Source organism: Streptomyces sp. NBC_00557 (assembly GCF_036345995.1).
Taxonomy (GTDB): domain Bacteria; phylum Actinomycetota; class Actinomycetes; order Streptomycetales; family Streptomycetaceae; genus Streptomyces.
Window position 1 is genome coordinate 2,892,330 of sequence record NZ_CP107796.1, and the last position, 12,635, is coordinate 2,904,964.

The 12,635-nt window shown below is 70.9% G+C and carries 11 protein-coding genes; 7 read left to right on the forward strand and 4 right to left on the reverse strand.

The window, feature by feature from the left end:
- The first annotated feature begins 135 nt into the window (after positions 1–135).
- Complete coding sequence (locus OG956_RS12000; protein ID WP_330337951.1) at positions 136–1,335, forward strand: MFS transporter; 1,200 nt, start codon at positions 136–138, stop codon at positions 1,333–1,335.
- A 41-nt stretch (positions 1,336–1,376) separates the two neighbouring features.
- Here OG956_RS12000 and OG956_RS12005 read toward each other — a convergent pair whose 3' ends face one another.
- On the reverse strand, positions 1,377–1,961 hold the full coding sequence (locus OG956_RS12005) for a suppressor of fused domain protein (RefSeq protein ID WP_330337952.1): 585 nt from the start codon (positions 1,959–1,961) through the stop codon (positions 1,377–1,379).
- Positions 1,962–2,445: 484 nt separating this feature from the next.
- On the opposite strand from OG956_RS12005, the gene OG956_RS12010 reads away from it, so the two are divergent.
- A complete protein-coding gene (locus tag OG956_RS12010) occupies positions 2,446–3,570 on the forward strand; it encodes a magnesium and cobalt transport protein CorA (protein ID WP_330337953.1) in 1,125 nt (374 codons plus the stop codon).
- Between the two features lie 24 nt (positions 3,571–3,594).
- Positions 3,595–4,110, forward strand: a complete 516-nt coding sequence (locus OG956_RS12015) for a hypothetical protein (RefSeq protein ID WP_330337954.1) — start codon at positions 3,595–3,597, stop codon at positions 4,108–4,110.
- 318 nt (positions 4,111–4,428) lie between these two features.
- On the opposite strand, the gene OG956_RS12020 is transcribed toward OG956_RS12015, so the two are convergent.
- Positions 4,429–5,178: a hypothetical protein gene (locus tag OG956_RS12020; protein WP_330337955.1), complete on the reverse strand. Its 750-nt coding sequence runs from the start codon at positions 5,176–5,178 to the stop codon at positions 4,429–4,431.
- A gap of 238 nt (positions 5,179–5,416) precedes the next feature.
- Between OG956_RS12020 and OG956_RS12025 the strand changes: the two genes are divergently transcribed.
- Genes OG956_RS12025 through OG956_RS12035 form a run of 3 tightly spaced genes read left to right on the forward strand, consistent with a single transcriptional unit; the run spans position 5,417 to position 8,493 of the window.
- The gene (locus OG956_RS12025) at positions 5,417–6,718 is read left to right on the forward strand and encodes a magnesium transporter MgtE N-terminal domain-containing protein (protein WP_330337956.1); all 1,302 of its coding nucleotides are present in this window, start codon (positions 5,417–5,419) and stop codon (positions 6,716–6,718) included.
- Positions 6,702–7,316, forward strand: coding sequence for a DUF1003 domain-containing protein (locus OG956_RS12030; RefSeq protein ID WP_330337957.1), 615 nt, complete (start codon positions 6,702–6,704; stop codon positions 7,314–7,316). Before OG956_RS12025 ends, OG956_RS12030 begins: the two co-directional genes overlap by 17 nt.
- 43 nt (positions 7,317–7,359) lie before the next feature.
- Entirely contained in the window at positions 7,360–8,493 is a 1,134-nt protein-coding gene (locus OG956_RS12035) for an Mrp/NBP35 family ATP-binding protein (protein WP_330337958.1), read from the forward strand.
- 57 nt (positions 8,494–8,550) lie between these two features.
- On the opposite strand, the gene OG956_RS12040 is transcribed toward OG956_RS12035, so the two are convergent.
- Complete coding sequence (locus OG956_RS12040; protein WP_330337959.1) at positions 8,551–8,955, reverse strand: hypothetical protein; 405 nt, start codon at positions 8,953–8,955, stop codon at positions 8,551–8,553.
- A gap of 180 nt (positions 8,956–9,135) precedes the next feature.
- Here OG956_RS12040 and OG956_RS12045 point away from each other — a divergent pair, with 180 nt between their 5' ends.
- Positions 9,136–11,739, forward strand: a complete 2,604-nt coding sequence (locus OG956_RS12045) for a DUF6185 family protein (protein WP_330337960.1) — start codon at positions 9,136–9,138, stop codon at positions 11,737–11,739.
- A gap of 50 nt (positions 11,740–11,789) precedes the next feature.
- Here OG956_RS12045 and OG956_RS12050 read toward each other — a convergent pair whose 3' ends face one another.
- Positions 11,790–12,455: a hypothetical protein gene (locus tag OG956_RS12050; RefSeq protein WP_330337961.1), complete on the reverse strand. Its 666-nt coding sequence runs from the start codon at positions 12,453–12,455 to the stop codon at positions 11,790–11,792.
- Between the last annotated feature and the right edge of the window lie 180 nt (positions 12,456–12,635).

Sequence of the window (12,635 nt, forward strand, 5' to 3'; positions counted from 1 at the left end):
TCCTACCCCGGCCCGCCCACGTCAAGGACGATCACCCGTCCGGAGGGAACGGCCTTCCGCGGGCAACGGGATCGAACAATGAGTGTAATTTACACTAATTAGCGGAGCTAACTTGTTGGAGAGAGCGGAGAGAACATGGAACTCCTGCGGCAGCCGAAGGCCGTCTGGGCCACGGCCGGCGCCTCCGTCGTCGCCTTCATGGGCATCGGCCTGGTCGACCCGATCCTGCCGTCCATCGCGCAGGGCCTGCACGCCACCCCCAGCCAGGTGTCCCTGCTCTTCACCTCCTACTTCCTGATCACCGCGGTCGCGATGCTGCTGACCGGCTTCGTCTCCAGCCGCATCGGGGGCCGCAGGACGCTGCTGCTCGGCCTCGCCTTCGTGGTCGTCTTCGCGGGGCTGGCCGGCACCTCGGGCAGCGTCGGCCAGCTGGTCGGCTTCCGGGCGGGCTGGGGACTCGGCAACGCGCTGTTCGTCTCCACCGCGCTCGCGGTGATCGTCGGCGCGGCGGCCGGGGGCAGCGCGGCGGCGATCCTGCTCTACGAGTCCGCGCTCGGCCTCGGCATGGCCTGCGGCCCGCTGCTCGGCGCCGTCCTCGGCAACCTGAGCTGGCGCTACCCCTTCTTCGGCACGGCCACGCTGATGGCGATCGGCTTCCTGTGCATCACGGCGTTCCTGAAGGAGCAGCCCAAGCCGGCCCGCAGGACCTCGGTGCTGGACCCGGTCAGGGCGCTCGGCCACGGCGGTCTGGCCTCGGCAGCGGTCTCGGCCTTCTTCTACAACTACACGTTCTTCACGGTGCTGGCCTTCACGCCGTTCGTGCTGGACATGACCCCGTACCGCTCCGGCGCGGTGTTCTTCGCCTGGGGTGTGCTGCTGGCGGTCTTCTCCGTGATCGTGGCGCCGCGCATGCAGGAGCGGTTCGGCTCGCTGAAGGTGCTCGGCGGCTCGCTGGTGCTGCTCGCCGCGGACGTCCTGGTCCTCGGGTACGGCGGCCACACCGCCGCGATCGTCTGCACGGTGCTGTCCGGCGCCTTCATCGGCGTGAACAACACCGTCTGCACCGAGCTGGCCCTCGGCGTGTCGGACGCCCCGCGCCCGGTGGCCAGCGCGGGGTACAACTTCGTGCGCTGGTTCGCGGCCGCCGCCGCTCCCTACCTCGCGCCGAAGCTTCAGGAGTGGAGCGACATCCACGTGCCGTTCCTGGTGGCGGCCCTCACCGCGCTGCTGGGCGCGCTCGTGGTGGCCGTACGGCGCCGGGCCCTCGCCCACGAGGCGGCCGCGCACGCGACGGCGCACGCCACCGAGGACTCGGTCACCGTCTTCGCCAACTGACCGGGCCGGCGCTCGCGTTGGTGAGATCGGTCACTGCGGGATCAGTCGAGCGGGACGGACCGGCGGGCCGGGTCGCGCAGGTCCGTCCCGTTGCCCAGCCAGCGTTCCTGGAGGGCCTGGGCGCCGTGCACCCGCTTCCAGGCGGCCTCGTTCGGGGTCATCGGCAGCAGCGGCAGGAACCGCACGGGCTCCAGCGGCTCCTGCAGCTCCAGATCCTCCACCAGGCCGCCGGGCTCGCCCACCAGGACCGAGGTGAAGGGGGCGCCGGGCCACAGCGGCTCACCCACGTCCAGGGAGGCGCCCGGGGTCACGATCACCCCCTCGACCTGCGGGGACGCGGCCAGCACGGCCAGCGGGCGCAGCACCTTGTCCGTGTCGGCGCGGCCCGCGCGGACGGAGAGCACCAGCTCGGCGCGGGGGCCCCTGACCGGGTCGGCGAGCATCGCGGCGGGGTCGGTCATGGGGTGCGCGGACATGCCGAGGGTGGCGTACCTGAGGACGTCCCCCTCCTGGAACCGGAGCACCTCGATGCGGTCCGTGCCGAGGAAGGTGACGGCGGCGCGGGCGTCCGGCTCGCCCAGCGCGGTGGTCAGCCGTGCCTCGACCAGAGGAAGAACATCAACCATGCGGTGAGCATAGAACTCGTCAGTAGCGGGCAAAGCGGCGCCTTGACACTTCGGGCGGCTGCTACGCTGAGCCGGTGGTTCGGGACAGCATGCCGAGCATGCCGTCAAGTCCCGGCACCTGAGACTCCCTTACGAGGGACCGGCCGGAGGAGGTGGGGCTGTCATGGATCGAAGTCGACCGTGCAGTACCACTCGCTCTTCCGCCCGCTGATGTAGTCACTGGCTGGTTTCTGGCTGGCTGCTGCTGCCTTCCCGTGCGTGTCGCCCTTCGGAAGAGCGCTTCGTATCGCTTTGCCCGGTCCGACTGATCGTGTGATCCGTCGGATCGCCACAGTTCTGCATCAGTAGCGAAGTCGCCACCGCGACGGTGCGGTGCTCCCCGCTTTGTGGACGTGCCAAACATCCGCAGTCAGGACGTCCCCATTCCGGGTAGTTCCAGCCGTCGCCCGCGGTCTTTCGCTGCCTGTCGCGAAGGAGCCTGCCCATGTCGATGATCCGTGATCTGCGTGCCGTGGTCCGTCCGTCCCGCGTCTCGCTGCGCAAGGAGACCGGCCCGTCGTCGTACGACACCACCCGCGACCCGGCCACGTCCTCGGCCGTCGTGGACTGCGCCGTCTACCGCGACGGCCGCCGGGTGACGAGCGCGGGGCCGCTCAGCCCGCAGGAGGCGATGCGGCTGGTGCGGCGCGACGGCGGCTTCGCGTGGATCGGCCTGCACGAGCCGACCGAGGCCGAATTCGCCGGTATCGCGACCGAGTTCGGGCTGCACCCGCTGGCGGTGGAGGACGCGGTGCAGGCGCACCAGCGGCCCAAGCTGGAGCGCTACGACGACTCGCTCTTCACCGTCTTCAAGACCATCCACTACGTCGAGCACGACCGGCTGACCGCCAACAGCGAGGTCGTCGAGACCGGCGAGGTCATGTGCTTCACCGGCCGGGACTTCTTCATCACCGTCCGGCACGGCGGCAAGGGCTCGCTGCGGGCGCTGCGGCACCGGCTGCAGGACGACCCGGAGCTGCTCGCCAAGGGCCCCTCGGCCGTGCTGCACGCCATCGCCGACCATGTCGTGGACGGCTACATCGCGGTCGCCGACGCCGTGCAGGACGACATCGACGAGGTGGAGACCGAGGTCTTCTCGCCGGGCCGCAAGGGCGGGGTGTCCCGCGGTGTGGACTCGGCGCGGATCTACCAGCTCAAGCGCGAGGTGCTGGAGTTCAAGCGCGCGGTGGCGCCGCTGCTGCGGCCCATGCAGCTGCTGAGCGAGCGGCCGATGCGGCTGATCGACCCGGACATCCAGAAGTACTTCCGGGACGTCGCCGACCACCTCGCCCGGGTCCAGGAGCAGGTGCTGGGCTTCGACGAGCTCCTCAACTCCATCCTCCAGGCGAACCTGGCGCAGGCGTCCGTCGCGCAGAACGAGGACATGCGCAAGATCACCGCCTGGGCCGCGATCATCGCCGTGCCGACGATGGTGACCGGTGTGTACGGCATGAACTTCGACTACATGCCGGAGCTGCACTGGAAGTACGGCTACCCCCTGGTCCTGAGCGTCACCGTCGCCATGTGCGTGGGCATCCACCGGGTGCTCAAGCGCAACGGCTGGCTGTGACCGGGAGCTGGATAGGCTGGGCGCATGACACGTGAGCTGCTCGACCGGGCCCTCGTCGAGGAGGCCTCGAAGAAGTCCGGCCTCGTCTGGGTCAAGGGCGCGGGCGCCGCTGCCGCGCGTGCGCTGTGGCACGTGTGGCACGACGGCGCGGTGTGCCTGGTCGGCGACGGGCCCGGCGAGCAGCCGCTCGAGGGGCTGGTCGACGGGGGGTCCGCCGAGGTCACCGTGCGCAGCAAGGACAAGGGCGGCCGGCTGGTGACGTTCCCCGTGACCGTCTCCGAGCTGCGCTCCGGCTCCGAGGAGTGGGAGGCGGCCGTCGCCGAGCTGAAGGGCAAGCGCCTGAACGCCCCCGACGGCGAGGCGATGCCGGCGCGCTGGGCCCGCGAGTGCCGGGTGCTGCGCCTGACTCCGGCGGGGCCCGTGGCGCCGTTGCCCGACGGCAGCCTGGCCGAGCAGCCGGTCGCGACACCGGCGACCACGCGGAAGCCGGTGCCCGCGGGTCTGCCGAGACTGCTGATGAAGCGCCGAAAGCGTCGCTGACGCCGGGGCCGGGAGGTCCGGCACGTCCTCCACCGCCTTGAGGACCTTCTCCACTGCCCTGGGAAGCGGGGAGACCCCCGGCCGCGCCGCGGAGGCTGATCACCCTGGCGGCGCGGAAGGAGTGCGGGTGGCGAGCGACGCCGGCCGCTTCGGTCCGCCGCGACGGTCGCTCGGCCCGCCCTGGGCCGGTTTCGCCCGCCGCAAGCGGTGCTGGGCCCGCCTCCAGTCGGTTTCGGTCCGCCGCACACGGCGCTCGGCCCGCACGGACCCGGCCGGCGGCAGAACCGGGCCCGGCCGGCCGGAAGCCCGGCGGCACCGTCAGGACGCCGGGAGCTGCCGGCCGTAGTCCACGGTCTCGCCCTTCGCGGGCTCGGTCACGGCGAAGTCCTTGCCCCAGTCGGAGAAGGTGAGGGTCCCCGCACCGCCGGCGCGGACCAGGCGGAGGGGGTACGGCCTGCCCTCCAGGGAGACGTCGAGGCTGCCGCCGGAGCCCTTGTCGCCGGTGATGCGGATGGTGCGGGTACCCGCGTCGTCGTGGTGCCCGTCCGTCGCCAGTGAACCGTGCAGTGTGAGCAGTCCGTCGAGGAGGACGTCCTTGTCCGTGAAGCCGCTGAACTTCTTGTACGCGGGGTCGCCCTGCGGCACCTTGACGTACTTGCCGTCCAGCTTGGCCGCCGCGCCGTCGCCGCCGTCCTTGCCATCGGCCTCGTTCCAGAAGTCCGCGTCGGCCTTCAGATACAGCTGCCTGCCCACCCGCAGCAGCTTGAAGGTCGCCCCCTTCGACGTCACCGACCCGGTGCCGCCGTCGTCCTTGAGCCGCATGTCCAGCGTGTACGTACGGCCGCTGGTGACGACCGTGCCGGACAGCCGTACCGCGGACGCCGCCGACGCCGCGGCCCGCGTCTTCGCCTGGATGCTGTCGGGGGGCAGCTTGCCCACGCCGTTCGTCCCCGCGTCCGGATCCTCGCCGCCGCACCCGGTGAGCACCGCCGCGCCCGCGACGGCGCCGGCGCAGATCGCGGCCACCAGCGCGGCCCGGCGGGTACGGCCCTGGGGAGTCGCAGTCACAGGTGAGGTCGCCTTTCTGACGGTTCCTGAGCGGTGGACCGCAGCGTACCGGTGCCTCGGCCGCCCGGCGGAGCGAGTCCGTCCGGACCCTCCACCAGGGCGTATCCGACCGGTACGGGCTAGCCTGAAGCGCACCCGAGCGGGCAAATCCGAGCAATTCAGCGATCAATCCACAAAGAGAGCGGAACACCCGAACACTGGGCGATTCCTGAGCCACGTCAGCAGAGGAAGCACAGCCATGGCAGCCGGCGCCCCCCGGATCTTCGTCTCGCACCTCGCCGGGGTCCCCGTCTTCGACCCGAACGGCGACCAGGTGGGCCGTGTGCGCGACCTGGTCGTGATGCTGCGCGTGGGCCGCAGGCCCCCACGGCTGCTCGGCCTGGTCGTCGAACTGGCCACCCGGCGCCGCATCTTCCTGCCCATGACCCGGGTCACCGGCATCGAGTCCGGGCAGGTCATCACCACCGGCGTGATGAACGTCCGGCGCTTCGAGCAGCGGCCCACCGAGCGGCTGGTCTTCGGCGAGCTGCTGGACCGGCGGGTGACGCTCGCGGAGACCGGCGAGGAGGTCACCGTCCTCGACCTGTCCGTGCAGCAGCTGCCCGCCCGCCGCGACTGGGAGGTCGACCGCGTCTTCGTCCGCAAGGGAAGAAAGGGCGGGGCCTTCCGGCGGGCCAAGGGCGAGACGCTGACCGTCGAGTGGTCGGCGGTCACCGGCTTCTCCCTGGAGGAGCACGGCCAGGGCGCCGAGAGCCTGCTCGCCACCTTCGAGCAGCTGCGCCCCGCCGACCTCGCCAACGTGCTGCACCACCTCTCCCCCAAGCGGCGCGCCGAGGTGGCCGCCGCGCTGGACGACGACCGCCTGGCCGACGTGCTCGAGGAACTGCCGGAGGACGACCAGATCGAGATCCTCGGCAAGCTGAAGGAGGAGCGCGCGGCGGACGTCCTGGAGGCCATGGACCCCGACGACGCCGCCGACCTGCTCGGCGAGCTGCCCGAGGAGGACAAGGAACGGCTGCTGAGCCTGATGCAGCCGTCCGACGCGGCCGACATGCGCCGCCTGATGTCGTACGAGGAGCACACGGCCGGCGGTCTGATGACCACCGAGCCGATCGTGCTGCGCCCGGACGCCACCGTCGCCGACGCCCTCGCCCGGGTCCGCAACCCCGACCTGTCCCCGGCGCTCGCCGCCCAGGTCTACGTCTGCCGGCCGCCGGACGAGACGCCGACCGGCAAGTACCTGGGCACCGTCCACTTCCAGCGGCTGCTGCGCGAGCCGCCGTACAACCTGGTCAGCTCGATCGTCGACACCGATCTGCAGCCGCTGGCCCCGGACGCGGCGCTGCGCCTGATCGCCGGGTTCTTCGCCACGTACGACATGGTCGCCGCGCCCGTGGTGGACGAGTCCGGGGCGCTGCTCGGCGCGGTCACCGTGGACGACGTGCTGGACCACATGCTCCCCGTGGACTGGCGGGAGACGGAGTTCCATCTGAACGACGAGAACAACGAGGGGGTGGGCAGCCATGGCTCCCGAGCGTGACACCGCGACCCGTGAACGCCACCCCGTGGGGGCCACGGCCGCCACGCGGCCCCGCGCGCCCCGGCTGGACCAGCCGCGCCCGCCGCGGCGCCGGGTGCTGCCCGAGTGGGACCCGGAGGCCTTCGGGCGGCTGTCGGAGCGCATCGCCCGCTTCCTGGGCACGGGGCGCTTCATCGTCTGGATGACGGTCGTCATCTTCGTGTGGCTGACGTGGAACATCACCGCGCCCAGCCATCTGCGGTTCGACCCGTACCCGTTCATCTTCCTGACGCTGGTGCTGTCCCTGCAGGCCTCCTACGCCGCGCCGCTGATCCTGCTCGCGCAGAACCGGCAGGACGACCGGGACCGGGTCAACCTGGAACAGGACCGCAAGCAGAACGAGCGGTCCATCGCCGACACCGAGTACCTGACCCGGGAGATCGCCGCGCTGCGCCTGGGCCTCGGCGAGGTCGCGACCCGCGACTGGATCCGCTCCGAGCTGCAGGACCTCGTCAAGGAGCTGGACGAGCGGCGACGGCACGACGGGCATCCCGGCCATGTCGTATTCCCGGCAGAACGGTCGGAACGGTCGCCGGGACGTGACACAGACGACCGCTGAGGGGCATCCCGGACGCCCCTCGGCGCGCCGTACCATCGTTCTCATGGCTACGGAAGACGCGGTGCGCGAGGCACTGGCGACGGTGAACGACCCCGAGATCAACCGCCCCATCACCGAACTGGGGATGGTCAAGTCGGTGGAGATCGGAGAGGACGGCGCGGTCGCGGTCACCGTGTACCTGACGGTCTCCGGCTGCCCCATGCGCGAGACCATCACCGAGCGCGTCACCCAGGCCGTCTCCCGGGTCGAGGGCGTCACCCGCGTCGACGTCACCCTCGACGTGATGAGCGACGAGCAGCGCAGGGAGCTGGCCGCGGCCCTGCGCGGCGGCCAGGCCGAGCGCGAGGTCCCCTTCGCCAAGCCCGGCAACCTCACCCGCGTCTACGCGGTCGCCTCCGGCAAGGGCGGCGTCGGCAAGTCCTCGGTGACGGTCAACCTGGCGGCGGCCATGGCCGCCGACGGCCTGAAGGTCGGTGTCGTGGACGCCGACATCTACGGCCACTCGGTGCCGCGCATGCTGGGCGCCGACGGCCGCCCCACCCAGGTCGAGAACATGATCATGCCGCCGTCCGCGAACGGCGTGAAGGTCATCTCCATCGGCATGTTCACCCCGGGCAACGCCCCGGTCGTCTGGCGCGGCCCGATGCTGCACCGCGCGCTCCAGCAGTTCCTCGCGGACGTCTACTGGGGCGACCTCGACGTCCTCCTCCTGGACCTGCCGCCCGGCACCGGCGACATCGCGATCTCCGTCGCCCAGCTGATCCCGAACGCCGAGATCCTGGTCGTGACGACCCCTCAGCAGGCGGCGGCCGAGGTCGCCGAGCGGGCCGGCTCCATCGCCGTGCAGACCCACCAGAAGATCGTCGGCGTGGTCGAGAACATGTCCGGCCTGCCCTGCCCGCACTGCGGCGAGATGGTCGACGTCTTCGGCACGGGCGGCGGCCAGCTGGTCGCCGACGGCCTGACCCGTACGACCGGTACGACGGTCCCGGTCCTCGGCAGCATCCCGATCGACGTCCGCCTCCGCGAGGGCGGCGACGAGGGCAAGCCGGTCGTCCTGACCGACCCTGACTCCCCGGCGGGCAGCGCCCTGAAGGCGATCGCCGGGAAGCTGGGGGGCCGCCAGCGGGGTCTGTCGGGGCTGTCGCTGGGGATCACGCCGAAGAACAAGTTCTAGCAGGCAACTGCCGAAGGGGCGGCCGCCCACGGGCTACCGGCCGCCCCTTCGCCGTGTTCAGGCTCGGTGGTCCCGGTCCTGCCCGTGCCCGGGGCAGAGGTCGAGCCTGGTGCACAGCATGATCTCCGCATACGAGGCCTCGCCGGGCTCCGCACCCGCCTCGCGGCCGGCGTGCGGCACGAACCGCCACTGCGATGCCTTGGCGTGCCGTGTCGCGTCCGCCTTCTCCACATGGGCGTGCAGCGTGCGCGCCCGGGGGTCGTTCGTCTCCACCAGCACCTCGTCCGCGGCGAGCGGAAAGTGGTCGTGCAGCAGGCACAGGCCGAAACGGTTCAGATTGCCGTGCTTTTCCAGTACCGCCACGAGGTCCTTGACGAACTCCGCGTCCTGGGGCCCGAGTCCTTCGGCTTCCTCGAAGGAGGGCAGCGGATTTCTCGCCGGAGCCACTCTGGATTCGGTCATGGTTCCTCCGTCAATCGGCTGACGGTCACCGGCTTCCATTGTCGGTCCCCGGACAAAGACCCGCAAATGCCAACGGCACGTCCGATGGGGTATGCCTGAGGCCTCCCGCAGTGTGTCTGTGCATGACAGGCAGAGCACCCTGCCTAGATTCGCCGCGGGACACGGAGAGGGGTCGCTGCGATGGCGATGATTCGGTGGTGGTGGCGGCTGCTGTCGCTCATCGTGCTGGTGGTGTGCGGATGCGGGTGCGGCACCGCCCAGGCGCAGCAGCGGAGCACCGGTGCCGGTTGCCCGTCGGACGGCCTGCGCGACAGCACCGTCCACGCCACGATCCGCCTGGACGAGCACAAGCGCACCTATCCCCTCGTCACCTCGGACATGACGGTGAGCGTTCCGCGGAAGTGGCGGCTCGCACGGCATCTGACGTTCAGTGAGAGATCCCCTCAGTACCGCCAGGCCATGCGATGTCTGCTGCGTGGCGACAGGCCTCCCGGCGACCAGAACGAATGGCACCCCTACGACCCCGTGGTGACCGCCAAGGGTGATCACGTCACGGTGCGGTACGTCGCGTACACCTGGATCTCCCAGGAGATGCACAGCGTCCATGTGGGCCCTTGGGAGATCATGCCCCAAGGGAAGACATGGACGATCTACCTGAGGCCGCCGACGTTCCAGACGATCCGCTGGAGCGAGATCGACGCCGATCTGGGCGGCCTTCGTTTCAACGACCTTTCGGAACAGGCCTGGTCGTCCAGCGAGGACGACCTGGTGTGGAAGAACCAGGTCCCCGGGAAGGTCGCGGTCGCGGTTGATCTGCCCTGGCAACGCACCCTGGCCGAGGAGCTCGGCCGGTCCGCCCTGAGCACGGCAGGCGTGGCCTCCTGGTGGGTGGGCGCCTCGATCGTGATCGTCCTGGCCGCGCTGCGCACCAGACGCGCGGACGCGGTCGCCGGGCGCGGAACGGTGCCGGAGGCACCGGGCGCGCAGCAGGTGAGGGCGCGCGTCGCCGCCGGCACGGGCGACTTGAGCCCTGTCCAGACGATGCTGCAGTGGGCCGTTCTCAGCGCGGCCATCGCCCTGACGCTCCTGCTGCTGGCCTCACAGAGCCACCTCTCACCTCGGTCGCACGCCCTTCTCTTCATCCCCGCCGGCGTGGCCTTGATCCTCGTCGCACGTCCCTGGAGCCGCGGCGTGTCACCGCCCGCCCGCGGTGCGGTGCCTGACGCGCCGACCCGCTCCGAGATCCAGCGCCGTCAGGCGCGTGCGGTCATCGGGACCGTGTGTGCGGTCGCGGCCGCCGGCCTGTTCGTGGTCCTGGTGCACGACGCGTTCGGACTTCCAGAGGGCCTGAAACCGAAGACGGCAACGGCCGTCGGCCGGACCGGACTCGTCGTCCTGGGCCTGGCGACCGTGTGGCTGTGGATGGCCGCGATGGCCGCCTGGGCCTGGCGCTTCGCCCTCGAAGGAGGTTTCGTGCGCGGGCGCTGGGCCGCGCAGTGGGACCGGGCACCGGGCCGGTGCGTCGCAGCGGTCGGCGCCCTGCTGGCGGTCTTGGCCGGGGTCTTGCTCGGATACGCGTTGTGGGTGGGCAAGCGGACCTGGGTGCGCGTCCACTGGCTCGCCGAGCCCCGTGACCCCACCCCGTACCACCGCTACATCGACGGCCTGCTGGAGGGCTTCTTCTTCACCGACCTCGTCTGGCTCGTCGCCTACAGCTGGGTGCTGACGGGCGTCGCGCTGCTGGCCCTGCTGCACTTTCGCAACAGACCCGCCCGGGCGGACGGCGGCACCCGAGCCGAGCCCTTCGCACTCGGACCGAGCAATCCGGATCTGCTGCTGATCACCTCGATGTTCGCCTTCTTCGTCGGGCTGCGAGCCGCCAGATTCGCCGGCGCCAACGCGTTCTACGGCATCTGGCTGCTGCTGAACATCCTTTCCCTGTACGCCGTCCTCGCCGTGGGGCGCCGGTGGTCCGTCCTGAGCATGCTGGGCGACTGCTTCCGCGTGCAGCGGCTGGGCACCGAGGAGCACCGATGCGAACTGCTGGAAAAAGCCCACGCATACCGTGGTGTGAACCACCGGATGTACCTGCTGGACCAGGGCAGGGCCGACGATGTCACCTGCCAGGAACTGGAAGCCGAACTGCACGGGCTGCGTGAGTGGCTGGTCGAGGGGTGCGAAGGGATCGAGCCGCCCGAGAGGATTTCCGTACTGGACGTCGCCCTGGCGTGGGGGCCAGAGGGGCACTGGTGGCACAACGCGCTCCGCGCCGCGCGTCTTGCCTTCTGGTTCGGAATTCCGGCCACCGGCCTTCTCCTGTATTTCGAGGCGAGGGATCCCTTCGCCTCGACGCAGATTCTGTACGGCCTCACCGGTATCCCGGATGTCGTCGCGGAGTTGTTCCTCTATCAGTTGGCGTGGGCCGGCGCCGGCTTCACCTTCGGGGCGCTGTGGCGTCTGCTGCCGGGTCGCCGGAGCCAGGTGCGTGCGTGGATCCTGACAGCCGCCTACAGCGTGCCGGTGCTGCTGGCCACTCTGCTCAGAAGAATCACCGACACGGATCCCGGCCAGCTCACCCTGTACAGCGTGCTCCTGCTCAGCGTTCTGACGCTCACCAGCCTCTGGATGGACATGGCGACCTTCCGGGCGGAGCGGCAGTACTGGCCCAGCCCTCTCGCCCTGCTGGTGTCGATCTACCAGCTGCGCGGCCTGTCGGGCCAGATCGCCTGGCTCCTCGTCCAGCTCGGGGCAGCCATCACGATCTGGTACCACCTGACACGCTGAGCGGCCCTGCCGGACAGGACCCGGAACGGCCGTCCCCGGGTCCCGTGCCCCTACGCGTAAGCGGCGATGTCCTTGATCACCGAGAATCCGAGCCCGTAAGCGCTCATTCCCCGCCCGTACGCCCCCAGGTGCACGCCCGCCTCGGTGGAGCCGGCGAGCACCCAGCCGAACTCGGACTCCCGGTAATAGAAAGAGGACGCCACCCCGTCCACCGGGAGGGAGAGGCGGCTCCACTCCGGCCCCTCAAGATCGTCGGCCAGCGCCCACGCCGTCTCCGTCTGCTGCTCCAGCCAGTCGTCCCGGAGGCTGTGGTCCATCTGCCCCGGCCAGGTGAACGACAGCAGCCCCACCCCGGCCAGCCACGCCGCCGAGGACACCGACGTGGCCTCCAGCAGCCCCGTGCCGTCGGCGCTCCTGCGGGACGGCTGCGCGGCGACGGTGACGACCACCGCGAACTTCTCCCGCGGCTCGCCGGCGGCGACGGCCTCGCACCGGACGGAGGGCTCGTCGCCGTGCCCGATCGAGCCGTGCTCGACGGCGCCGTCGGCCGTCGTGCCGACCTGCATCAGCCAGCGCGGTCCGGTGAACGCCTCGTCGAGGCCGTACCACGGGAAGGGAGCCTGCAGATAACCGTCGACCGTGCGCCGGGCGGAGGGGGACTGCTGCGCGCCCTCCGCGACCGGCGCCTGTGCGCCCACCCGACTCGTCGTCTCCATCTGCCCGGACGCCTCCTCGCTCTCGTCGGACCAGCGGTGGCCCGCCCCCCTTCGGGCGTACTCGTCCGGTCCGCACAACAACTCGGCAGCATATCCACACCGGTGACAGGCGCAGGGCAGGCGCTGGATGCGTGGGTCGCGCGAACGGCCTGTTCAGGCCGTGTGCGACGGGTGCCTGTT